The sequence below is a fragment of the Belnapia moabensis DSM 16746 genome, assembly GCF_000745835.1.
In the GTDB taxonomy this organism is placed as follows: domain Bacteria; phylum Pseudomonadota; class Alphaproteobacteria; order Acetobacterales; family Acetobacteraceae; genus Belnapia; species Belnapia moabensis.
This window is the reverse complement of the sequence record NZ_JQKB01000009.1, coordinates 103,131-126,147: the sequence shown is the minus strand read 5'-3', so window position 1 is coordinate 126,147 and position 23,017 is coordinate 103,131. Positions and strand designations below refer to the sequence as shown.

Annotated in this window: 19 protein-coding genes, 1 tRNA gene and 1 pseudogene; 13 read left to right on the top strand and 8 right to left on the bottom strand. The window is 70.1% G+C overall.

The genetic code is table 11. From position 1 onward, the window contains the following. Nucleotides 1-26: 26 nt before the first annotated feature. Nucleotides 27-950: a hydrogen peroxide-inducible genes activator gene (locus EP26_RS08250; protein WP_043337701.1), complete on the bottom strand. Its 924-nt coding sequence runs from the start codon at nucleotides 948-950 to the stop codon at nucleotides 27-29. A gap of 162 nt (nucleotides 951-1,112) precedes the next feature. On the opposite strand from EP26_RS08250, the gene EP26_RS08245 reads away from it, so the two are divergent. From EP26_RS08245 to EP26_RS08235, 3 genes are all read left to right on the top strand, one after another. Further along, complete coding sequence (locus EP26_RS08245; protein ID WP_043337699.1) at nucleotides 1,113-1,688, top strand: peroxiredoxin; 576 nt, start codon at nucleotides 1,113-1,115, stop codon at nucleotides 1,686-1,688. A gap of 123 nt (nucleotides 1,689-1,811) precedes the next feature. Continuing rightward, a complete protein-coding gene (locus EP26_RS08240) occupies nucleotides 1,812-2,342 on the top strand; it encodes a carboxymuconolactone decarboxylase family protein (protein WP_043337697.1) in 531 nt (176 codons plus the stop codon). A 65-nt stretch (nucleotides 2,343-2,407) separates the two neighbouring features. Beyond that, a complete protein-coding gene (locus tag EP26_RS08235; protein ID WP_157033444.1) occupies nucleotides 2,408-3,958 on the top strand; it encodes an EAL domain-containing protein in 1,551 nt (516 codons plus the stop codon). A gap of 7 nt (nucleotides 3,959-3,965) precedes the next feature. On the opposite strand, the gene EP26_RS08230 is transcribed toward EP26_RS08235, so the two are convergent. Continuing rightward, nucleotides 3,966-4,943 (bottom strand): 2-hydroxyacid dehydrogenase, encoded by a 978-nt coding sequence (locus tag EP26_RS08230; protein WP_043337695.1) that lies wholly within the window; start codon nucleotides 4,941-4,943, stop codon nucleotides 3,966-3,968. A 105-nt stretch (nucleotides 4,944-5,048) separates the two neighbouring features. Between EP26_RS08230 and EP26_RS08225 the strand changes: the two genes are divergently transcribed. From EP26_RS08225 to EP26_RS08210, 4 genes are read left to right on the top strand one after another with little or no spacing between them, the layout of a single operon-like run. Beyond that, nucleotides 5,049-5,840 carry an SDR family oxidoreductase gene (locus EP26_RS08225; protein ID WP_043337694.1) on the top strand — a complete coding sequence of 264 codons (792 nt, stop codon included), beginning with the start codon at nucleotides 5,049-5,051 and terminating at the stop codon, nucleotides 5,838-5,840. A gap of 55 nt (nucleotides 5,841-5,895) precedes the next feature. Then, complete coding sequence (locus EP26_RS08220) at nucleotides 5,896-7,161, top strand: hydantoinase/carbamoylase family amidase (protein WP_043337693.1); 1,266 nt, start codon at nucleotides 5,896-5,898, stop codon at nucleotides 7,159-7,161. After that, nucleotides 7,158-9,227 (top strand): hydantoinase/oxoprolinase family protein, encoded by a 2,070-nt coding sequence (locus tag EP26_RS08215; RefSeq protein WP_043337692.1) that lies wholly within the window; start codon nucleotides 7,158-7,160, stop codon nucleotides 9,225-9,227. The genes EP26_RS08220 and EP26_RS08215 overlap by 4 nt, the downstream gene beginning before the upstream one ends. A 2-nt stretch (nucleotides 9,228-9,229) precedes the next feature. Then, nucleotides 9,230-10,900 carry a hydantoinase B/oxoprolinase family protein gene (locus tag EP26_RS08210; protein ID WP_043337691.1) on the top strand — a complete coding sequence of 557 codons (1,671 nt, stop codon included), beginning with the start codon at nucleotides 9,230-9,232 and terminating at the stop codon, nucleotides 10,898-10,900. A gap of 14 nt (nucleotides 10,901-10,914) precedes the next feature. Here the strand turns inward: EP26_RS08210 and EP26_RS08205 are convergent, their stop codons facing one another. Then, complete coding sequence (locus tag EP26_RS08205) at nucleotides 10,915-12,147, bottom strand: ABC transporter substrate-binding protein (RefSeq protein ID WP_084112390.1); 1,233 nt, start codon at nucleotides 12,145-12,147, stop codon at nucleotides 10,915-10,917. Nucleotides 12,148-12,284: 137 nt separating this feature from the next. Between EP26_RS08205 and EP26_RS08200 the strand changes: the two genes are divergently transcribed. Genes EP26_RS08200 through EP26_RS37330 form a run of 3 tightly spaced genes read left to right on the top strand, consistent with a single transcriptional unit; the run spans nucleotide 12,285 to nucleotide 15,830 of the window. Next, nucleotides 12,285-13,739 carry an N-acyl-D-amino-acid deacylase family protein gene (locus EP26_RS08200; RefSeq protein ID WP_043337690.1) on the top strand — a complete coding sequence of 485 codons (1,455 nt, stop codon included), beginning with the start codon at nucleotides 12,285-12,287 and terminating at the stop codon, nucleotides 13,737-13,739. Next, nucleotides 13,736-14,158: a hypothetical protein gene (locus EP26_RS08195; RefSeq protein ID WP_043337689.1), complete on the top strand. Its 423-nt coding sequence runs from the start codon at nucleotides 13,736-13,738 to the stop codon at nucleotides 14,156-14,158. Before EP26_RS08200 ends, EP26_RS08195 begins: the two co-directional genes overlap by 4 nt. Nucleotides 14,159-14,216: 58 nt before the next feature. Then, the gene (locus tag EP26_RS37330) at nucleotides 14,217-15,830 is read left to right on the top strand and encodes a thiamine pyrophosphate-binding protein (RefSeq protein ID WP_043337688.1); all 1,614 of its coding nucleotides are present in this window, start codon (nucleotides 14,217-14,219) and stop codon (nucleotides 15,828-15,830) included. Between the two features lie 58 nt (nucleotides 15,831-15,888). On the opposite strand, the pseudogene EP26_RS32970 reads toward EP26_RS37330, so the two are convergent. After that, nucleotides 15,889-16,752, bottom strand: a pseudogene (locus EP26_RS32970) (LysR family transcriptional regulator); the annotation flags it as partial. 137 nt (nucleotides 16,753-16,889) lie between these two features. Here EP26_RS32970 and EP26_RS08185 point away from each other — a divergent pair. Then, nucleotides 16,890-18,059, top strand: a complete 1,170-nt coding sequence (locus EP26_RS08185) for an acyl-CoA dehydrogenase family protein (protein ID WP_043337686.1) — start codon at nucleotides 16,890-16,892, stop codon at nucleotides 18,057-18,059. Between the two features lie 2 nt (nucleotides 18,060-18,061). Continuing rightward, the gene (locus tag EP26_RS08180; RefSeq protein ID WP_043337685.1) at nucleotides 18,062-19,189 is read left to right on the top strand and encodes a CaiB/BaiF CoA transferase family protein; all 1,128 of its coding nucleotides are present in this window, start codon (nucleotides 18,062-18,064) and stop codon (nucleotides 19,187-19,189) included. 223 nt (nucleotides 19,190-19,412) lie between these two features. On the opposite strand, the gene EP26_RS08175 is transcribed toward EP26_RS08180, so the two are convergent. Beyond that, nucleotides 19,413-20,297: an N-formylglutamate amidohydrolase gene (locus tag EP26_RS08175; protein ID WP_043337683.1), complete on the bottom strand. Its 885-nt coding sequence runs from the start codon at nucleotides 20,295-20,297 to the stop codon at nucleotides 19,413-19,415. Nucleotides 20,298-20,397: 100 nt separating this feature from the next. On the opposite strand from EP26_RS08175, the gene EP26_RS08170 reads away from it, so the two are divergent. After that, nucleotides 20,398-20,472: transfer RNA gene (locus EP26_RS08170), tRNA-Val, on the top strand. A gap of 65 nt (nucleotides 20,473-20,537) precedes the next feature. On the opposite strand, the gene EP26_RS08165 is transcribed toward EP26_RS08170, so the two are convergent. The 3 genes from EP26_RS08165 to EP26_RS08155 are packed head-to-tail and all read right to left on the bottom strand — an operon-like array spanning nucleotide 20,538 to nucleotide 23,015. After that, nucleotides 20,538-21,686, bottom strand: coding sequence for a thiolase C-terminal domain-containing protein (locus EP26_RS08165; RefSeq protein WP_211259397.1), 1,149 nt, complete (start codon nucleotides 21,684-21,686; stop codon nucleotides 20,538-20,540). Further along, nucleotides 21,686-22,102, bottom strand: a complete 417-nt coding sequence (locus EP26_RS08160) for a Zn-ribbon domain-containing OB-fold protein (RefSeq protein ID WP_043337681.1) — start codon at nucleotides 22,100-22,102, stop codon at nucleotides 21,686-21,688. The genes EP26_RS08165 and EP26_RS08160 overlap by 1 nt, the downstream gene beginning before the upstream one ends. Nucleotides 22,103-22,145: 43 nt before the next feature. Then, the gene (locus EP26_RS08155) at nucleotides 22,146-23,015 is read right to left on the bottom strand and encodes an MBL fold metallo-hydrolase (RefSeq protein WP_052388940.1); all 870 of its coding nucleotides are present in this window, start codon (nucleotides 23,013-23,015) and stop codon (nucleotides 22,146-22,148) included. Nucleotides 23,016-23,017 lie beyond the last annotated feature (2 nt).

The window sequence follows — 23,017 nt, the reverse complement described above, 5'->3', positions numbered from 1 at the left end:
TTGCTCCCCGGTGCTTGCCGACAGGGTTAGGCCGGCTGCAGCGCCGCCGCAATGGCAGGCGCGAGGCCGCGGAACTCCGCCGCGCGCGGGCTGGTCGGGCGCCAGGCCAGGGCGAGGCTGCGGCTCGGCGGGGTGCCGCCCTCCTGCTCCAGCGGGCGGATGTCGACCGCGGCGCCGGCCAGCACCCCGCCCTCGACCGCGATCTGCGGCAGCAGCGTCACGCCGAGGCCGCCGGCGACCATCTGCACCAATGTATGGAGCGAGGTGGCGGCGATGCCGTCCTCGGCCGGCATGGCGCCGCGCGGCAGGCCGCAGGCATCAAGCGCATGGTCGCGCAGGCAATGCCCGTCCTCCAGCAGCAGCAACCGCTCGGCGCCGAGCGCGGCGACCGGCACCCGCTCCTTCGCCGCCAGCCGGTGGCCGGCGGGAACCGCGGCGAGGAAGGGGTCGTCGGCGATCGGCAGCGTCTCCGCCTCGCCGCAGGCGCAGGGGAGCGCCAGCAGCAGCAGGTCGAGCCGCCCCGATTCAAGTTGGGCGACCAGCCGCTCCGTCTGGTCCTCGCGCAGCCAGAGGCGAAGCCGGGGGAAGGCCTCTCGCAGCGCCGGCATCAGCCGCGGCAGCAGGAAGGGGCCGATGGTCGGGATGACGCCGAAGCGCAGCGGACCGGAGAGCGGGTCGCGCGCCGCCGCCGCCGTCTCCGCCACCGCCTCCAGCGCGGAGAGGGCGGTACGGGCACGGCCCACCACCTCCAGCCCGAGCGGGGTGAAGACCGGGCGCTTGGCCGAGCCGCGCTCCAGCAGATGGGCGTCCAACTGCCGTTCGAGGGCGATGATGCCGGCCGAGAGGGTCGATTGCGTCACCGCGCAGGCGGTGGCCGCGCGACCGAAATGGCCATGATCGGCGAGTGCCAGCAGGTAGCGGAGCTGCTGCGGGCTGGGGAGGGTGAGCATGGCGGAGAGATGACCTGTTTGATCGATTCGGTCAATCGAATCAGCGAAAACTATTCATTGGACCGATTTGCTGCATTGCGTCATAAGCGGCAGCGAGCCCAACGGGGCCATCCCTGTTCGCTCCATTTATGACCCTGCCCATAACCTGAGGGGATATCCCGCATGCTGACCGTCGGCGACAAGTTCCCGTCTTTCGCCCTGACCGCCGTGAAGGCCGGCCCCGAGGGCCTCGGTGGCCCCGGCAAGTCCTTCACCGAGATCACCTCGCAGTCCGATGCCGGCAAGTGGAAGGTCGTCTTCTTCTGGCCGAAGGACTTCACCTTCATCTGCCCGACCGAGATCGCGGCCTTCGGCAAGCTGGCCGGCGAGTTCGCCGACCGTGACACCGTGGTCTATGGCGTCTCGACCGACAGCGAGTTCGTCCACCTGAACTGGCGCGTCTACAACGAGGATATCAAGAACCTCGAGATCCCGATGCTGGCGGACGTCAAGCGCGAGCTCTCCGAGGCGCTGGGCATCCTCCACAAGGACGAGGGCGTGGCGCTCCGCGCGACCTTCATCGTCGACCCGGACGGCACCATCCAGTGGGCCTCGGTGAACGGCCTCAATGTCGGCCGCAACCCGCAGGAAGTGCTCCGCGTGCTCGACGCGCTGCAGACCGACGAGCTCTGCCCCTGCAACTGGAACAAGGGCCAGGAAGCCCTCGACGCCCAGAAGCTGTTCGAGAAGGCCGCCTGATCTGACCGAGGGGGGCGCCCTGTGCCCCCCCTCCCCCCCTCCCCATAGGAGAGGGTGCGCCGAACGGACCCTGCGCGATCCGCTCCGCCCACCCTTAAGAAGCAACCCGGAAGGAGCCAAGCCATGTCGCTGGAAGCCCTGCGCAACCGCCTGCCCGAATACGCCAAGGACCAGAAGCTGAATCTCGGCAGCCTCTCGAACGAGCCGGTGCTGACCGAGCAGCAGCGCGCCGGCACCTTCGTCGTCTCTGCCCTCGCCTCCCGCAACCCGGAAGTGATCCGCGACATCCTCGCCGAATTCGGCCCGAAGCTGAGCCCGGAGGCGCTGACCGCCGCCAAGGCCGCGGCCTCGATCATGGGGATGAACAACATCTACTACCGCTTCACCCACCTGGTCGTCGGCGACTACAACACCATGCCGGCCAAGCTGCGGATGAACGTCATGGCGAAGCCAGGCGTGGAGAAGGTGGATTTCGAGCTGTGGTCGCTCGCCGTCTCCGCGATCAACGGCTGCGGCATGTGCATGGAAGCGCATGAGAAGACGCTGCTGACGCATGGCGTCTCGAAGGAGGCCATCCAGGCCGCCGTCCGCATCGCCGCGGTGGTGCATGCGACGGCCGCGACCCTCGACGGCGAGGCCGCGCTGGCGGCCTGATTCACCGGGATTTAACCCGGCTCATCCATCCTCGGGCATGAACCGAGGATGGGGAGCGCCCTGAGTTGAGTCCTGACGGCGCCGAGGCCATCGCACCTGCCGCCGCTCGACAGGCGATGGATCGGGAACGCTTCCTGACCTTCGCCCTGGCCGCGGCCGAATTACTGGTGGAAGCGACATCGGAAGGGCGAATCTGCTTTGCCGCCGGGGCCTTCCAGAGCCGCCTCGGCCAGGCGCCCGAAGCCTGGATCGGCCGGCCGGTGCGCGAGCTGGTGGCACTGGCCGACCGAGCCGCCTTCGATGCCAGTTTCAACCTGCTGATCGCCCGCGACCGGATGGCGCCGACCGGCTTCCGGCTGAACGATGCCGCAAGCACCCCGGTCTCGATCGGCGGGCTGCGCCGGCCGCAGCATGAGCGCCACGATATCTGCCTCAGCATTGCCGCCACGCCGCAATGGGCAGCGCCGCCGGCCCTTGCTGATGCGGAGGAATTCCGCCACAGCCTGGAGACGGACGGGAAAGCCGGCCAGTTGGGGCTGATCGAGGTCACGGCGGCAAGGCCCGAGGCCGCGGCCGTGATCGACGGGCATCTGACGGAGGTCCTGGCGCCCAGCAGCCGCGTCGGTACGCTGAGCCCCGGCCGCTACGGCGTGTTCGGCCAGGGGGTAGACGCCGGCGCGGTCGGGCGGCGGCTGGAGGACCTGTTGCAGGAGGCCGGGCATGCCGCCTCGGTCAATGTAACCAGCCTGCCGCTGGAAGCACCCGGCCTCACGCCGATGCAGGCGACGCGGGCACTGCGCTACGCCCTGTCCGCCTTCAACCGCGGTGGCGTCGCGGCGGTGGTGGAGGCAGGATTCGACAAGGGGCTGAACGGCTTCGTCGCCCATGCCTATGCCCGCGCCGCCGGGCTGCGCAAGGCGATCGCCGAGAGCCGCTTCCGCCTCGCCTTCCAGCCCATCGTTGTCCTCTCCACGGGAGAAACGCACCACTGTGAGGCGTTGATCCGCCCGGAGCCGGGCGGGGAAGCACCGCAGGACCCGCAGCAATTCGTGCTGCTGGCGGAGGCGCTCGGGCTTTCGGCGGACCTCGACTGGGCGGTGCTGCGGAGCGTCTGTGCCGCTGCCCGCCGGGTCCGCAACACCAGGATCGCGGCCAATATCTCTGGCCAGTCCCTTGAGAGCGCGAGCTTCCGCGGCGCCCTGCTGGCCATGCTGGATACCGAGCCGCTGCTGGTCGAGCGGCTGATGCTGGAGATCACCGAAACCGCGGAGATCGAGAACGAGGCGGAGGCAGCGCGCAGCGTCGCCGCGCTGCGCGCGCGCGGCCTGCCGCTCTGCATCGACGATTTCGGCGCGGGCTCGGCGAGCTTCCGCTATCTGCGGCTGCTACGGGTCGACTACGTGAAGATCGACGGCATCTATGTCCAGCACGCGAAGCGCAGCGAGAAGGACCGCGCCATCATCGCCTCGATGGTCGACCTGGCGCATGGGCTCGACGCGAAGGTGGTCGCCGAGCATATCGAGACGGAGGAGGAGGCCGGGCTGATGCGGACGCTCGGCGTGGAGTACGGCCAGGGCTGGCATTTCGGCCGGCCCGGGCCGCTGCCGGGGCGGTGACCCCGGCTCAGGCGACGCGGTGCGGCGGCGCAGTGCCCTTGAGCAGCACGGCGTCGAGGTTCTCCAGCGCGCGGTTGCCCATGGCGTCGCGCACCTCGATGGTGGCGCTGCCGAGATGCGGCAGCAGGGCGACATTCTCGAGCGTCAGGTAGCCGGGGTTCACCTTCGGTTCGCCGTCATAGACGTCGAGGCCGGCGGCGCGGATATGGCCTGACTTCAGCGCGGCGATCAGCGACTCGTCATGGACGGAGACGCCGCGGCCGCTGTTCACGACGAGGCTGCCCTTCTTCATCTTGGCGATGCGCTCGGCGTTCAGCCAATGGCGGTTGGCATCGCCGCCCGGGACATGCATCGAGATGATGTCGATGGCGCCGAGGAAGCTGTCCTCGTTGTCGTGGTAGATGGCGCCCTGCTCCACCTCGGGCGGCAGCTTCTGGATGTCGCGGTAGTGGATCTCCATGCGGAAGCCGCGCGCCATCGCCGCGAGTTCCCGCCCGATCCGGCCGAAGCCGAGGATGCCGAGCTTCTTGCCCTCCAGCGTCACGCCGAGGAGCTGGGTCGGGGCCCAGCCTTTCCACCGACCGGCGCGGACCATGCGCTCGCCCTCGCCGGCGCGGCGGGCTGCCATCAGCATCAGGGTGAAGGCGGTCTCGGCTGTGGCGAAGGAAAGCACCTCGGGAGTGTTCACCACCACGATACCGCGCGCCTTGGCGGCGGCGATGTCGATATGGTCGAAGCCGACAGAGAAAGTGGCGATGACCTTCACGCTCTCGGGCAGTGCCTCGATGCAGGCGGCGCCCAGCGCGTCGCCGGCGGCGCCGAGGATGCCGGCGGCGCCGACCTCCCGCGCCCGGCGGGCGATCTCGGCGCCGTCGGTCGCCCACATCTCGTCCTGCGGGTTGAGCCGGGCGTCGTAGTCGCGGGAGGCGCGGGCCTCGATCGCCTCGGGCAGCTTGCGGGTCACCAGCAGGACGGGCTTCGGCATGGGGGAGGTCTCCTCGGTTGGGCCTGTCTTACCACCCGGACGGCGTCTTGCCAGCCGGGGCGGCCAAAGGCAGGGTCGCGCCATTCGGATAAGGGAGCGGGACGGATGGATCTCGGATTGAAGGGCCGTCGCGCCCTGGTCATGGGCGGCACCAAGGGGCTTGGCCGGTCGATCGCCGATGCGCTGGCGGCCGAGGGCACGGCGCTGGTCATCAGCGGCCGCGACCAGGGGCGACTGGACGAGGCGGCGGCGGCGCTGAAGGCCGCCGGAGCGCCATCGGCCACCGGCATCGTCGCCGATGTCGCCACTTCGGCCGATATGGACCGGCTGGCGGATGGCGCGATCGCCGCCATGGGGGGCGTCGATATCCTGGTGCTGAACCATGGCGGCCCGCCGCCCTGCACCGCCTCGCAGATCACCGAGGAGGCGCTGTTCGAGTGGTTCCAGCACATCGTCGTCTCGCCGATCCGCATCGCCAACCGGCTGATCCCGGCGATGCGGGAGCGCGGCTGGGGCCGCGTCATCGTGGTCGGCAGCACGGGGATGCAGCATCCGATCCCGACGCTGGCGCTGTCCAACACGCTGCGCGCCTCGATCTGGGGCTGGCTGAAGACGCTCTCGGGCGAGGTGGCGCCGGATGGGGTGACGATGAACGTGCTCGCCCCGGGCACCATCCAGACTGACCGGGTGACGCAGACCAGCACGGCGCGGGCGCGGCAGAAGAATATCAGCCTGGAGGAGGCGCTGGCCGAGGCCGCCACCGAGATCCCGGCCGGGCGGCTCGGCACGCCGGCCGATTACGGGCCGATGGGTGCCTTCCTCGCCAGCGAGCGCGGTGCCTACATCACCGGCAGCATGATCCGAGTGGACGGCGGCCGTGTGCGGGGCATGGTCTGAGTTCAAACGAAGTGGCGCGGGACTTGCACTCCGCGCCACGGCAAGGAGTGATCGGATGCTGCCGAACCTGACCCCGGATGTGGACCTTGCCGACAGGCTCTTCGCCGAATTGCGGACGCGGAGCTTCGACGGGGTCGGCGTCACCCGCGACGCCTATGGGCCGGGCGAGCGGATGGCGCATGCGCTGGTCAAGGAAGCAGCAGAGGCGATCGGGCTGGAGAGCAAGGCCGACCCGGTCGGCAACCTCTACATGACCCTGCCGGGCGCGGACCGGGGGGCGAAGCAAGTCATCCTCGGCAGCCATCTGGACAGCGTGCCGCAAGGCGGCAATTTCGACGGCGCGGCGGGGGTGCTGGCGGGGCTGGCCGCCGTCGCGGGAATGAAGCGGGCGGGCTTCACCCCGGCGCGCGACATCACCGTCATGGTGACCCGGGCGGAGGAGGCGGGCGCCTGGTTCCCGACCAGCTATCCCGGCAGCCGCGGCGCGCTCGGGATGCTGGCACCGGACGAACTGGCGGTGAAGCGGATGGATAACGGCCGGGCGCTCGCCGACCACATGCGGGAGGAGGGCTTCGACCCCGGCTTCGTCGAGCGTGGCGGGCGGGTGCTGGGGCCGGACAACGTCGCCGCCTATCTCGAGGTGCATATCGAGCAGGGGCCGGTGCTGGACGCCGAGGAGATTCCGGTCGGCATCGTTACCGGCATCCCCGGCAGCCGGCGGCTGCGGGCAGCGCGGGTGCTCGGCGAGTACAACCATTCGGGCGGCACGCCGCGGAAGTACCGGCGGGATGCCGCCATCGCGCTCGCCGAGCTGGCGGTCTCCCTCGACGAGGCCTGGTGCCGGCTGGATGCGGAGGGGCGCGCCATGGTCTGCACCTTCTGCACCCTGGCGACCACGGCCGAGGCGGGCTTCACCAAGATCGCCGGGGAGGCGCGCTTCATGCTCGACGTGCGCAGCGTCGACCTGCGCAACTGCGACCGGCTCTTCGAGGTGCTCTACGACAAGGTGACGGAGATCGAGGCGCGACGCGGCGTGCGCTTCGAGCTCGGCGCTGAGGGCGGCAGCCGGCCGGCGCTGATGGACGCCGGCGTGCAAGAGGGGCTGCGGCGCGCGGCAGGCGCCCTCGGCATCCCGGCCAAGGTAATAGCCTCGGGCGGCGGGCATGACGCAGGCGCCTTCGCCAACGCCGGCATCCCGTCGGGGATGCTCTTCGTCCGCAACCAGAATGGCAGCCACAATCCGCATGAGGCCATGCGGATGGAGGATTTCGAGAAGGCGTGTGCGGTGACGCAGCGCTTTGCAGCGGAGTATGGAGCTTGAGTGCAAAGCTGGCCGTCGATATCGGCGGCACCTTCACCGACCTCGCCGTCGAGACCGAGGATGGCCGCTGGACCGCCAAGGTGCTGACCACCCCGTCGGCGCCGGAGCGCGGCGTGCTGGAGGGCGTGCGGGTCGTCCTCGAGAAGGCGGCGCTGCGGCCGGCCGACATCGCCCTCGTCATCCATGGCACGACGCTCGCCACCAATGCCGTCATCGAGCGCAAGGGCGCGAAGACCGCGCTGCTGACGACGGAGGGGTTCCGCGACGTCCTCGCGCTCGGCAACGAGAGCCGCTACGATCAGTACGACCTGAACATCGAGCTGCCGCAGCCGCTGGTGCCGCGCCGCTGGCGCCTGCCCGTCACGGAGCGGCTGGACAATACCGGCAAGGTCCTGCTCCCGCTCGATACCGCGACGGTCGAGCGTCATGTCGCCTTCATGCGGGAGGAGGGGATCGAGGCGCTGGCCATCGGCTTCCTCCATGCCTTCGTCAATCCGGCGCATGAGCAGCAGGCGGCGGAGATCGTCCACCGGCTCTGGCCGGAGCTGCGGATCTCCCTTTCCTCCGAGGTCTCGCCTGAGATGCGGGAGTGGGAGCGTTTCTCCACCACCGTCGCCAATGCCTATGTGCAGCCGTTGATGGCGAGCTACCTGAAGCGGCTGGAGGTCGGGCTGCGCGAGGCGGGGCTCGCCTGTCCGCTCTTCATGATGCTCTCGGGCGGCGGGCTGACCTCGCTCGAGACGGCAGCGCGCTTCCCGATCCGCCTGGTCGAGAGCGGCCCGGCGGGCGGCGCCATCTTCTCCGCCCATGTGGCGCGGCAGCGCGGGCTGACCGAGGTGCTCTCCTTCGACATGGGCGGCACCACGGCCAAGGTCTGCCTGATCGATGCCTACCAGCCTCAGGCCAGCCGCACCTTCGAGGTGGCGCGCGTCGGGCGGTTCAAGAAGGGCTCCGGCCTGCCGCTGCGCATCCCGGTGATCGAGATGGTGGAGATCGGCGCGGGCGGCGGCTCGATCGCGGCCGTCGACAGCATGGGGCGGATCACCGTCGGGCCGGAGAGCGCGGGCGCCGATCCGGGCCCGGCCTGCTATGGCCGCGGCGGGACGAAGCCGGCGGTGACGGATGCCAACCTCACCCTCGGCCGCTACGACCCGCTGCTCTTCGCCGGCGGCAATCTCCGCCTGCACCCGGAGCCGGCGCGGGATGCGCTGGCGGCGGCGGTCGGCGGGCGGCTTGGGCTGGCGGCCGAGATGGCGGCGCTCGGCGTGATCGAGATGGTCGACGAGAACATGTCGAACGCCGCCCGCGTCCATGCGATCGAGAGCGGAAAGGGCTTCGGCGGGCGGACCATCATCGCCTTCGGCGGCGGGGGGCCCGTCCATGGCTACCGCGTCGCCGAGAAGATCGGGGTGAAGCGGCTGCTGGTGCCAAGCGGCGCCGGCGTCGGCAGCGCCATCGGCTTCCTCCGCGCGCCGGTTGCCTATGAGGTGGTGAAGAGCCTCTACCAGCGCTTCGCCACATTCGACGTGGCGGCGGTGAACGCGCTGCTCGCCGGCATGTCGGCCGAGGCGGCGCGGGTGGTGGCGGAAGGCAGCTTCGGCGCGCCGACCACCGAGGGACGCATCGCCTATATGCGCTATGTCGGCCAGGGGCACGAGATTGCCGTCACGCTGCCGGCGCGCGACCTGACCGCGGACGATGTGCAGGCGATCCGGGCGCTCTACGATGAGGAGTATTCCCGCTTCTACGACCGCCCGGTGCCCGGCAGCGATGTCGAGATTATGAGCTTCGCCGTGACCGTGGCGACGCTGGTGGATGAGGTGGCACCAGCCGCCGAAGTCGAGGACGCGCCCGCCCCCTCCCCCATCCGCCACCAGGCGGTGCGGGACACGGCGACGGGCGAGGTGGAGGACTGGGCGGTCTATGACCGCGAGGCCATGGCGCCGGGCGCCACGCTGCGCGGGCCCTGCATCGTGGCGGAGGCGGAGACGAGCACGCTGGTCGGCCCCGGCTGGACATGCCGGATGGATGGGCTCGGCTATCTCGACCTGGTGCAGGAGGCGTGACCATGAAAGAGACCGGGGCACTTGCGACGATCCAGCGCCAGATCCAGTGGAACCGCCTCATCGCGGTGGTCGAGGAACAGGCGCAGACCATGATCCGCACCGCCTTCAGCACCACGGTGCGCGAGGCGGGCGACCTCTCGGCTGGCATCTTCGACCTGCAGGGCCGCATGCTGGCCCAGGCGGTGACGGGGACGCCGGGACATGTGAACTCCATGATGGAGTCGGTCGGGCATTTCCTGGCGAAATTCCCGGCCGGGACCATGCAGCCGGGCGACCACTACATCACCAACGACCCCTGGCTCGGCACCGGGCACCTGCATGACCTCACCGTGGTCACGCCGGCCTTCCGCAATGGCAGGATCGTCGGGCTCTTCGCCAACACCGCGCATATCATCGATATCGGCGGGCTCGGCATGGGGCCGGAAGGGCGGAGCGTCTTCGAGGAAGGGCTCTACATCCCGATCGTGAAGTGCTTCGACCGCAACCGGCCGAACGAGACCTTCTTCGACTTCCTCCGCGCCGGCAGCCGCACGCCGGTGGAGCTGGAAGGCGATGTCTACTCCCTCTGCGCCTGCAACGATGCCGGCGCCAAGCGGCTCGTCGAGATGATGGACGAGTTCGGCATGGAGAGCATCGACCCGCTCGCCGAATACATCTTCGAGAGCTCGCTGCATGCGACGCTGGAGGAGATCAGGAAGCTCCCACGCGGCACCTATGGCGGGCAGATCAAGTCGGATGGCTATGAGTTCGAGGTCACGCTCCAGGCGGCGATGACGATCGGGGAGGACCGCATCACCGTCGATTACGCCGGCACCTCCGGCCTCTCGACGCGCGGCATCAACGTGCCGCCGGCCTATTGCCGAGCCTATTCCTGCTTCGGGATCAAATGCGTGGTCGCGCCCGAGATCCCGAACAACTGGGCCTCGCTCAGCCCCTTCCACATGGTGATCCCGGAGGGCTGCATCCTCAATGCGCCGCGGCCCTATCCGGTCTCCGTCCGGCATGTCGTCGGGCAGTTGCTGCCGGACCTGATGATGGGCTGCCTCCACCAGGCGGTGCCGGACCGGGTGAATGCCGAGGGCTCCTCGGCGCTGTGGAACCCGCCGCTGCGGGGCGGCAGCCAGGTTTCCGGCCAGAACGCCGAGACCGAGGATTTCGAGATCATCACCTTCAACTCCGGCGGCACTGGGGCACGGCCGACAAAGGACGGGCTGGACGGCATCGCCTTCCCCTCCGGCGTCCGCACCATGCCGGTGGAGGCGACGGAGAATGTCGCGCCGGTGATCTTCTGGCGGAAGGAGCTCCGGCCCGATTCCGCCGGCGCCGGGCGGACGCGCGGCGGCTTCGGCCAAGTGATGGAGATCGGCGCCAAGGGCGATGCGGAATTCGCGGTGAACGCCATCTTCGACCGCGTCGCCAATCCGCCGAAGGGGCGCGAGGGTGGCGGCGAGGGCGCGGGCGGCTGGGTCGGGCTGAACGATGCCAACGGTACGCCGCTGCGCACCAAGGGGTTCCAGGTGATCCCCAAGGGCCGTCGGCTGCTGCTGAAGCTGCCGGGCGGCGGCGGCATGGGCGACCCGAAGGCGCGCGACCCGGAGCTCGTGAAGCGCGACGTGGCGGATGGGCTCATCACCCGCCAGGCGGCGCGGGAGATCTACGGCGTCGAGGTCTGAGCCGTAGCCCGGCTTCAGGTCCGGACGAGGGGGCAGCCGCCTTCGCTGAGGGGGCGGAAGGCCTCCTCGGCGCCGACGCTGCCGATGAGGCGGTAGTAGTCCCAGGCGCCCTTGCTCTCGCCGGGCGCCTTGACCTCGAAGAGATGGGCCGGGTGGATCTTCCGCCCGTCCTCGCGCAGCTTGCCGGGGCCGAAGCAGTCGTCGTCGGTCGGCATCGCCTTCATGCGCTGCACCACCTCGAGGCCGCTCGCCTTCGCCCGCTCGACGCCCAGGTCGCCCACCGCCTTCAGGTAGTGCAGCACGCCGGAATAGGTGCCGGCATGCTCCTGGTTCGGGTAGTTGTTGGGCGTCTTCGGCTTCACCCGCTCGAGGAAGGCGCGGGTGCGGTCGTTCAGATCCCAGTAGTAGGTCTCGCAGACCGTCAGCCCCTGCGCCGTCTCCAGGCCCATCGCATGGATGTCGGTGATGAACATCGGCGTCCCGACCAGCCGGGCGCGGCGCGTGACGCCGAACTCCCGCGCCTGCTTGATGCAGTTGATCATGTCGGCGCCCGCCATCAGCAGCCCCACGACCTTGGCGCGGCTCGCCTGCGCCTGCACCAGGAAGGAGGAGAAATCCGAGGTGCCCGGGAAGGGGAAGCGCGCGGCGCCCATCACCTTGCCACCGGCGGCGCCGATGAAGCGCGTCAGGTCCCGCTCCATCTGGTGGCCGAAGGCGTAGTCGGCGGTGACGAAGTACCAGCTGTCGCCGCCGCTCTTCACCGTCGCCTGGCCGACGGAATTCGCCAGCATCCAGGTATCGGCCGTCCAGTGGACGGTGTTGGCGGAGCAGCGCTCGCCGGTGATGACGGCGCTCAGTGCGCCGCTGTTCATCTGGACCTTGTTCTTCTCCTGCACCAGCCCGGCCAGGGCGAGCGCGATGGCGGAGTGGTTGACCTCGCAGATCATGTCCACGCCGCGCTGGTCGATCCATTGCCGGGCGATGGCCATAGCGACATCCGGCTTGTTCTGGTGGTCGCCCTGCAGCACCTCGACCTGGATGCCGCGGGCGGCGAGGCCGGAATCCTCGACCGCCTGCTGGGTGCAGGCGACGGAGGTGGGGCCGGAGGTGTCGCGGTAGGAGCCGGAGAAATCGGCCAGGACGCCGATGCGGATGGGCTGGGCGGCGCCCTGGGCCCGTGCCCCGCCCGTCGTGGCCAGCGTGGCGCCAAGGCCGGCCAGCAGCCGCCGGCGGTCGAGTTCGATCATGGTCCGTCCCCCTTGTGCTTGGGCGGGAGACTGCCGTGCGGGGCCGGTCCTGGCAATTCACGCCCGGCACGCCTTCCCCCCGGCCCGGCGGAGGGGTAACCCTGGGGGACCGAACCCGACCCGGGAGAGACGCTCCGATGGCCCTGCGCTGCGACCTCATCATCCGCGACGCCACCCTCTTCGACGGCACCGGCGGGCCGCGCCGGGTGGGCGATGTCGGCGTCACCGGGGAGCGGATCGTGGCGGTCGGCGACCTCGGCGGCGCCAGCGCCGACCGGGAGGTGATCGCCAACGGACGGGCCGTCGCGCCGGGCTTCATCGACGCGCATACGCATGACGACCGCGCCGTGCTCTGCGGCCCGGCCTGCCTGCACTGCAAGTCAAGCCAGGGCGTCACCACTGTGGTCGTCGGCAACTGCGGCGTCTCGCTAGCGCCGCTGCGCATCACCGGCGACCGGCCGCCGCCGCCGCTCGACCTGGTCGGCGAGAGCGGCCTCGCCTTCGACAGCTTCGGCGAGTATGCGCAGGCGCTGAAGAAGACGCCGGCTGCGGTCAACACCTATGCGCTCGTCGGGCACCAGACGCTGCGCTACCGCGTGATGGGCGAGGATCTCTACCGTCCGGCGCGGGATGCCGAGATAGCGAAGATGCGGCAGATGGTCGCCGAGGCGCTGGCCGAGGGCGCCTCCGGCTTCTCTACTGGCCTCTGGTACAAGCCGAACATGCATGCGACGACGGAGGAAGTCATCGCCGTCGCCGAGCCACTGCGTGCCGCGGGGGGCATGTACTTCACCCATATGCGCGACGAGGCGGACCGGGTCTGCGCCTCGATCGAGGAGACGCTGAAGATCGGCAAGAAGGTCGGCGTGCCGGTCTGGATCAGCCACCACAAATGCTCGATGCCGGAGAATTACGGCCGCAGCGTGCAGACGCTGGCGCTGCTCGAGGCCAGCGCCTCGTTGCAGGAAGTCGCCTACGACATGTACCCCTATCCGGCCGGCTCCACCGTACTGATGCCGGACCGGCTGCGCGAGGACGTGCGGGTGATCATCACCTGGTCGGTGCCGCATCCGGAATTCGCCGGCAAGGACCTCGCCGAGGTGGCGCGCAACTGGAACATGGACCAGCGCGCCGCGGCGGAGAAGCTGAGCCCGGCCGGCGCCATCACCTTCCAAATGGACGAGGAGGATGTCCGCCGGATCATGGCGCACCCGATGTCCGTCATCGGCTCGGACGGCATCCCGCATGACGAGCATCCGCATCCCCGCCTCTGGGGCACCTTCCCGCGCGTGCTCGGCTTCTACTCGCGCCAGCTCGGCCTGCTCGACATGGAGACGGCGATCCACAAGATGACGGGCCGCACCGCGTCCCTCTTCGGCATGGTGGACCGCGGCGTGCTGAAGCCGGGGGCCTATGCGGACCTCGTGCTGTTCGACCCGCACAAGGTCATCGACCGCGCCACCTTCGAGAACCCGAAGCAGGAATCGGAGGGGATCGAGGAGGTCTGGACCAACGGCGTCCCGACCTTCCGCGCCGGCCAGGGCCTCACCGGCGAGACGCCGGGCCGGCTGATCCGTCGCCATCGCGCATGATTGAGGGGGAGGCCGGCGCCGGAGGCCTGCCTCTGCAGGCAGGCACGCTGCGCCGCGCCGCGCTGCTGGGCGGGGCGATCCTCGCCGCGGTCGGGGTGGTGGCGTGGTTCGGCTCCGCGCGAGAGGCATCCTCACCGCTCGAGCGCTTCCAGCGGCTCGGCCCGGCCGGCGCCGCGGCGGAGCTGAAGGCGGAGCTCCTGCGCGACTTCCCGCTCGGCTCCCCGGTCACGCCGGCGATCCAGCGGCTGCAGGGCCTTGGCCTCGGCTGCACGCCGCCCTCACCGACGCGGGCGCAGTGGGATTGCGTCCTCGGCTTCCGCACGGACGGGCAGCGGAGCCGGCAGCTGCGTGCCAGCCTCGGCGTCGCCGGCGACCGCATCCTCTCCATCGAGACTTCGGCGGAGGGGCGCGGGTCCTGAGCTTGGCGGAAGGCGGCTCCGGGTCTACGCAGGGCGAACCAGGGGAGACGCCGCACAGATGGCCACCGCCGCCGACCGCATCGTGGAATTTCTCGCCGCGCAGGGCATCGACCGCGCCTTCTGCGTGCCCGGCGAAAGCTATATCGCCTTGCTCGATGCGCTGCACGGTTCGGCCATCGACCTCGTCACCTGCCGGAGCGAGGGTGGGGCGGGCTTCATGGCCGTCGCCGATGCCAAGCTGACGGGGCGGCCGGGGGTGGTGCTGGTCTCGCGCGGCCCCGGCGCCTGCAACGCCGCCATCGCCGTCCATACGGCGGAGCAGGATGCGGTGCCGCTGATCCTGCTGATCGGCCAGGTGGAACGGCGGGACCTGCGGCGCAACGCCTTCCAGGAGATCGACTACGCCAACATGTTCCGTGGCGTCGCCAAATGGGTTGGCGAGGCGACGGATGCCGAGCAGGTGCCGGAGCTGATCGCCCGCGCCCATGCGATGGCCATGGGCGGCGTGCCGGGCCCGGTGGTGCTCGCCCTGCCGGAGGACCTGCTGGCGACGGATTGCGCTGCGCCCGCCCCGCTGGCGACGCTGCCAGGGGCCGTGGCCCCCTCGCCGGCCGATGCGGCGCGGCTGGCGGCGCTGCTGCGCGGGGCGGAGCGGCCGATCCTGCTCGCCGGCCACGGCTTCGAGGCCGAGGGCGGGCGCGAGGCGCTTCTCGCCTTCGCCGAGGCCTGGCAGCTGCCGGTTGCGGTCTCCTTCCGGCGGCAGGACCTCTTCCCCAACCGGCATCCGCTCTATGCGGGCGATCTCGGCCTGCGCAACCCGGATGCGCAGCGCGCGGCCTTCGCCGAGGCCGACCTCGTGCTGGCGCTGGGGACGCGGCTGACCGACATCACGACCCAGGGCTGGTCCTGGCCTGCGCCGGGGCAGCGCCTCGCCCATGTCTGCGCCGATCCGCGCTTCCTCGGCTGGCTCTTCCCGGCCGAGATGGCGATCGCCGCCGATGCGCGGGCGACCGTCGCGGCGCTCGCGGCCGAGGCGCCCGGCGCATCGGCCGGGCGCGAGGCCTGGGCGGCGCGGCTGCACGACCTGCATCTCTCCGACTGCCAGGTGGCGCCACGCGCCTGGCCCGACGGCGTCGCCTTCGCCGAGGTGGCGAAGCTGATCGAGCGGGTGGCGCCGGCCGATGCCATTGTTGCCCTGGACGCCGGCACCTTCGGCGCGCCCTTCTACCGCAAGGCCGGCTGGACGCCGCCGCAGCGGCTGCTGGTGCCCGTCTCCGGCGCGATGGGCTTCGGCGTCCCGGCCGCGGTCGCCGCGGCGCTGCGCCACCCGGAGCGGCGGGTGATCGGCCTCGTCGGCGATGGCGGGGCGCTGATGACAGGGGGTGAGTTCGCCGTCGCCGTGGCACGCGGGGCGCCGATGACGCTGATCCTCTCCGACAACGGCAGCTATGCCAGCATCCGCATCCACCAGGAGCGGGCGCATCCCGGCCGGGTCTCCGGAACCAGTCTGGTCAACCCGGACTTCGCCGCCTGGTGCGCTGCCTTCCGGGTGCCGGTGACGGTGGTGGAGAGCCAAGCGGACCTGCCGGCGCTGGAGGCGGCGCTGCGGGCGCCGGGGCCCTCGGCGGTGATGGTGCGGACCTCGCTGGAGGCGGTGCTGCCGCGGCAGTAGCCCCCGCCTCCATCTGGTGCCAGTCGCCGGCGGCCTCGCGTGCTGCGACCTCTTCGGCCAGCAGGGCGAGCACCAGGGAGGTGGCGCGGGAGGGGGCGCGGTCGGTCGGCAGGGCGAGCACCACCTGCCGGCGCGGCACCGGCCGGACCAGCGGGGCGGAGCGCAGGCGGCCGGCCGCCTCTTCCTCGCGGATGGCCGAGCGGGGCAGCACCGCCTCGCCGATGCCGCTCACCACGAGGTCCTTCAGCACGCCGAAGCTGTCCGCCTCGAAGGCGACGTTGAGGGCGATCCGCGCCCGCCCCGCCGCCGCCTCGACGATGCGGCGGAGGCCGTGCTGGCGGCTCGGCATCACCAAGCGCCGCCCGGCGAGGCTGGCGAAGGGCACCGGCTCCGGCCCGATGCCGCTGCCGGCGGCGCCGACCAGCACCATCTCCTCGATCAGCAGCGGCGTGACGCGGAGATGCAGCGCCGGCGCCGGCCCGTAGAGCAGGGTCGCATCGGTGACGCCGCGCTGGACCCATTCGACGAGATGGCCGGTATAGCCCTCGACGATGCGGAGCGAGAGCGCGGGATGCTCGAGCGCCACCCGTCGCGCCAGCGGCCCGGCGAGGACGGTGGCGATGGTCGGCATCATCCCGAGCGCCACCTGCCCGGCCACGGCGCCGGCGAGGCCCCTCACCTCCTCCACCGCGCGTTCGAGCTGGCGCACCGGGCCGTCGATGCGCTCGAGCAGCGCCGTGCCAGCCTCGGTGAGCTGCATCCCCCGCCCGTGCCGGGCGAAGAGCGGCAGGCCGATCTCCGCCTCAAGCAGGCGGATCTGGCGGGAGAGCGCCGGCTGCGCCAGGTGCAGCCGGTCCGCGGCGCGGCTGAGGGAGCCGGAATCGGCAACCTCGCGGAAGGTGCGGAGCTGCTTCAGGTCCATCCTGCCAGCCTATAGCGCACGGTTATGGCTGCCATCGCTGAATTCGAATTACCTGAAGCCTCAGCGGAGCCCATCTTCCCCCTGGCTTGCCAAGGGCCCAGGCCGCGCCCTAATCCCGAAGCCCGGAGGAACACGCCATGGATCAGTCGCTGCCGATCGCCGACCCGCATGCCGAGATCCGCGAGGAAGTGGCGAAGCTTTGCGCCCGCTTCCCCGGTGAGTACTGGCGCCAGGTAGACCGCGACCGCGCCTATCCGACCGAATTCGTGAAGGCGCTGACCGAGGCGGGCTATCTCGGTGCGCTGATCCCGGAGGAGTTTGGTGGCGCGGGCCTGCCGCTCTCGGCCGCCGCGGCGATCCTCGAGGAGATCCACCGCTCGGGCGGCAATGCCGGCGCCTGCCACGCGCAGATGTACATCATGGGCACCATCCTGAAGCATGGCAGCCCGGAGCAGAAGCAGCGCTACCTGCCCGGCATCGCCTCGGGCGAGTTGCGGCTACAGGCCTTCGGCGTGACCGAGCCGACGAGCGGGACGGACACCACGGCGCTCAGGACCTTCGCCAAGCGGGAAGGCGACAAGTACATCGTCAACGGCCAGAAGATCTGGACCAGCCGCGCCGAGCATTCCGACCTGATGCTCCTGCTCGCGCGCACCACGCCGCGCGGCGAGGTGGCGAAGAAGACCGATGGGCTCTCCACCTTCATCGTCGACATGAAGGCGGCGCTCGGCAACGGCCTCACCATCCGCCCGATCCGCACGATGATGAACCACAACACCACCGAGGTCTTCTTCGACAACATGGTGGTGCCGGCGGAGAACCTGGTCGGCATCGAGGGCAAGGGCTTCCGCTACATCCTCGACGGCATGAATGCGGAGCGGCTGCTGATCTCCTCCGAGAGCATCGGCGATGCCAAGTGGTTCATCCACAAGGCCGTCGAGTACAGCAAGGAGCGGGTGCTGTTCGGCCGGCCGATCGGGCAGAACCAGGGTGTCCAGTTCCCGATCGCCAAGGCCTATGCCCAGATGCGCGCCGCCGAGGCGTTGCTGCGCCAGGGCCTCGCCAAATTCGAGCGCGGCGAGCCCTGCGGCGAGGAGGCCAACATGGGCAAGATGCTCGCCGCCGATGCCGCCTGGGCTGCGGGCGAGGCCTGCATCCAGACCCATGGCGGCTTCGGCTTCGCCGAGGAATACGATGTCGAGCGGAAGTACCGCGAGGCGCGGCTCTACCAAGTGGCGCCGATCAGCACGAACCTGGTGCTGAGCTATGTCGGCGAGCACGTCCTCGGCATGCCGCGGAGCTACTGAAGATGGGCAGCCAGCCGCTGAAGGGCCTGCTCGTCGTCTCGATGGAGCAGGCCGTCGCCGCGCCCTATTGCGCTTCCCGCCTTGCCGATGCGGGGGCGCGGGTGATCAAGATCGAGCGGCCGGAGGGCGACTTCGCCCGGGCCTATGACGCGGCGGCCCAGGGCCTCTCCTCCTATTTCGTCTGGCTGAATCGGGGGAAGGAGAGCCTCTGCCTCGACATCAAGGCGCCGGACGACAAGGCGCTGCTGGAGCGGCTGGTGGCACGGGCGGATGTCTTCATACAGAACCTGGCACCAGGGGCGATGGCCCGCGCTGGCTTCGGCTCGGCGGCGCTGCGCGAGCGGCATCCGCGGCTGATCACCGTCGACATCTCTGGCTACGGCGAGGAGGGCGAATACGCCAAGATGAAGGCCTATGACCTGTTGGTGCAGGCCGAATCGGGTCTCGCCAGCATCACCGGTCGGGCCGAGGGGCCGGGGCGCGTCGGCGTCTCGGCCTGCGACATCGCCTGCGGGATGCACGCCCATGCGGCGGTGCTGGAGGCGTTGATCGAGCGCGGCATCACCGGCCGGGGCAAGGGCATCGCCGTCAGCCTCTTCGACGGCATGGCGGACTGGATGACGGTGCCGCTGCTGCAATACGAGGGAACGGGGCGGAACCCGCCGCGGATCGGCCTCGCCCATCCCTCCATCTGCCCTTATGGCGCCTTCGAGACGGCGGGCGGGGTGCCGGTGCTCATCTCCATCCAGAACGAGCGGGAATGGGCCAATTTCTGCACCCATTTCCTGGAGGAGCCGGAGCTGCCACAGCGCGAAGGATTCCGCAGCAACAACGAGCGGGTGGCGCACCGGCCGATGGTGGACGCCTATATCGCCCGGACCTTCGCCACGCTCGATCGCGCCGCCTGCGCGGAGATGCTGCTGCGCGCCAACATCGCCTTCGGCTTCGTCAATGATTGCGAGGGGCTCAAGACCCATCCGGCCTTCCGCCGGGTCACGGTGGAGACCGAGGCAGGGCCGATCGGTATCGGCGCTCCCCCGGCACGGCTGTCGGACGGGGCGCGGAGCCTCGGCCCGGTGCCCTCGCTCGGCCAGCACAGCGAGGCCATTCGCGCGGAGTTTGCGGCCTGAGGAGCCATGCTTCCATTGCGATGCTGCACTGCAAAAAAGCGCTTGCATCGGGGCCGCGCCGGACCTAGATTGTGCATCGCAGCAACACGGCGTTGCCGGGTTGTTGTCTTTCTTGGACGTTTCCTCCCTAAACTCGGCGGTGGCGCAAGCCACCGCCCTTTTTTTTGTCTGCGGGCCGGAGGCGCGGCGACGCCGCGCGCGTCCTACTGCCTTTTGTCCGAAATCAGCCCAGGAAGCGCCAGTCGGTCGCGGCAAGGCCGGCGATCAGCCGGGTGATGTCGGCCTGGAGCGCCGCCATGCGGGGCAGCCGCTCGATCCGCGCCTCATCCATGTAGAGCGGCCGGGCGACCTCGATCTGTAGGGCATGCACCCCCTCGCGCGGCCGGCCGTAATGGCGGGTGACGTAGCCGCCGGCGTAGGGGTCATTTCGCCGTACCCGGTAGCCCATGCCTGCCAGCGCTTCCTCCACCAGCCGGGTCGCACGCGGGGCACAGGCGGTGCCATGGGCATCGCCCAGGACGAAGTCGGGCGGGTTCGCCGCCTGGGCCGGGTGCGTCGGCATGGAGTGGCAATCGATCAGCAGGCAGGTACCGAATTCCGCCCGGGTCTCGGCGATCAGCGCCGCCAGCGCCGCATGGTAGGGCTGCCAGAAGCGGCGGATGCGGTCCTCCGCCTCGGCGAAGCTCAGCTTGCGGCGATAGACCGCCTCCCCTGACGCCACCACGCGGGCGATGGTGCCGAGCCCGGCGCCGACGCGGGGCGAGGCGGTGTTAACCCAAGGGGGCAGCGGGCCGTCGAACATGCCCGGGTCGAGTTCCCAGGGCTCCCGGTTCACGTCGCAAAAGACGCGGGGGAAGGTCGCGGCCAGGAGCGGCATACCTTCGGCCGGGGCGGCGCCGAAAAGCTCGTCGACGAAACCGTCCTCCGACTTGCGGAGCGCCACCGGGTCGAGCCGCGCGGCGGCGACGAAATCCGCCGGATAGGCCCGGCCGGAATGCGGCGAGGCGAATATGACCGGGACGCGATGCGTGGCGGGGCGGATCAGGCCGTAGGGCAGCGGCTCATCCTGGAGCGGCGGCCCGGCATCCGGGGTCAAGGGAAGGTCCATCAGGGCCGATCAAGCCATAGCTGCGGGGAAGTGTCATCATCGGCCGCAGGATGGCTTGCCGTGACGGCAACGCCACGCTAGATAGCCGCACCGCAGGCATGGGCGCATAGCTCAGCGGTAGAGCACTACCTTGACACGGTAGGGGTCACAGGTTCAATCCCTGTTGCGCCCACCATGCCTTTTTCCGGTTGAAAATCAGTGGGTTGGATGGGGCGGCGCCGCAGCACCGCCCCTGTTTTGTCACGGCTTCTGGTTGGAGAAGACGACCGTGCCGCTGGCGCTGAACATGCCGCCGACGCCATGGCAGACGGAGATCTTCGCATCCGGCACCTGGGCCGGCGCCGTGCCGCGCATCTGCCGGATGCTCTCCTGCAGGGCGAACATGCCGTACATGCCGGTATGGGTGTAGGACAGGCCGCCGCCATTGGTGTTGAGCGGCAGCTTGCCGCCTGGCCGGGTGTTGCCCTCGCGGATGAAGCCCGCCGCCTCGCCCGGCTTGCAGAAGCCGAGATCTTCCAGCCCGTAGAGCGGCAGATGGGCGAAGGCGTCGTAGATCATCATGTGATCCACGGCCGAGCGGTCGATCCCCGCCGCCTCAATCGCCGTCGGCCCCGCGACCCGGAAGGCGGAGGAGGAGGTGAAGTCCTTCATCTGCGAGACCATGTTGGTCTCGACCGATTCGCCGGTTCCAAGGATGTAGACCGGCTTGGTCGGGAAGTCCTTCGCCCGGTCGGCGCTGGTCAGGATCAACGCGCCGCCGCCATCCGTCACCAGGCAGCATTGCAGGATGCGGAAGGGGTAGGCGATCATCCGGCTGTTCAGCACGTCATCGACCGTGATCGGGTCGCGGAACATGGCGCGCGGGTTCTTGCCCGCCCATTCCCGTTGCACCACGGCGACCATTGCCAGGTCCTCGTGGCTGACGCCGCGCTCCTTCATGTAGCGCAGCACGGGGATGGGGAAGAGCGTCGGCGGGCCGAAGGGGCCGTAGGGCACCTCGAACTGGCCGTTCAGGCTCTCCGGCTCCGGCGGGCGGGGCGTCGCATTGATGCGCGACTTGCCGCTCTCGCCATGGGTGATGAGGATGGTCTTGGCATAGCCGGCATGGATGGCCGCCGCTGCATGCCGCACATGCAGCATGAAAGAACAGCCCCCCACCCCGGTGCCGTCCACCCATTTCGGCGTGATGCCGAGGTAATGCGCGATCTGCTGCGGCATCATCGGGCCGACGCAGGCGACGCCGTCGATGTCGCCCGGTTTCAGCCCCGTCTCCTCCATCGCATTCAGCGCGGCATCGGCATGCAGCATGATCTGCGACATGCCCGGCACGGCGCCAATCTTCGTCGATTCGGCCGCGCCGACGACGGCAATCTCTCCCGGACGGATCATTACTTGCTCTCCTTCGCGGGGCGGAAGAGGGGCAGCGTGACCTCCTCGTCGAGCGGGGTGAAGGCAACCTCCATCGGCATGTCGAGCTGGAGCGCCTCCGGCGTCTGCTCGCAATCCACAATGTTGGTCATCAGCCGCGGTCCTTCCTCGAGCTCCACCACCGCGATGGCGTAGGGCGGGGTGAAGCCGGGGACAGGGCGGTGATGGATGACGTAGCTGTGCAGCTTGGCGCGGCCCGAGGCCTCGAAGACCTCCACGTTCCGCGTGCCGGTATAGGGGCTGAAGGGGCGCGGCGGGAAATAGGCCTTGCCCGTATCGCCGCAACGCTGCAGCAGCAGCTTGCCCTGCTTGCAGCCATCCCAGAAATGCTGGGTTTCCGGTGTTGGTTTCGGCTTCGGCCGACCCGGTGCGAGCATGCGCCATTCCTCCCTTTCGATGGTGGCGCGGCACCCTGCCACGCTAAAGGGCGGTCGCCCAGGCCTCCGGGATCAGCGCATAGCCCGTGCCGCGCCGGGTCAGATGGAGGAAGCCGGGGAAGTGCATGTGCATCCCGGCGGCCGCCAGCCCCTCGCTCGCCACCATCTCGAAGACCCGGCGCCGCGTCGCCTCCGCCTGGGTTGGATCAACGTCGAAGGCCATGGTGACCTCCGGCCGCGGCACCTGGATCTCCGGCACGTGTATGATGTCGCCCCAGATCAGCAGGCTCTCGCCGCCGGAGGCCAACAGGTAGCCGCTATGCCCGGGCGTATGGCCGGGAAAGGGCATGGCGGTGACGCCGGGGAAGACCTCGCCGCCGCTGAACAGCTTCAGCCGGTCCCGGTAGGGAGCCGACTGGTCGCGGCAGGCCTGGAAGTTGCGCTCGCGGCTCGCCTCGTCGGCCCGCGCCATGGCCGCGTCGTCGTGCCAGAAGCGATGCTCGGCCTCATGCATCGCCAGTTCCGCCCGGGGGAAGAGCGGCATCCCGTTCGCCGAGAGGCCGTTCGAATGGTCGGGATGCATATGGGTGAGGAAGACCGTGTCGATCTCCCCCGGATCGACGCCCGCCGCCGCCAGGTTGCGGAACAGCTTGCCCGCGCTCGCCGCCATCGCCGTTCCGCAGCCGGTATCGACCAGCGCCGTCCGCCGACCGGAGCGGATGAGGAAGGTGTTCACCGCCGTCCGCCGCGGTACCGGGCGGAAGGCCTCGCGCAACATCTGCGCGGCCTCCTCCGGTGCGATGTTCTGGATGACAGCCATGGAGCCATCCAGATGCCCGTCACCGATGGCGGTGAGGGTGATGTCGCCGATGCGGCGGTGGTAGACGGCCGGGACCTGTTCGGTCGGTTGCATGG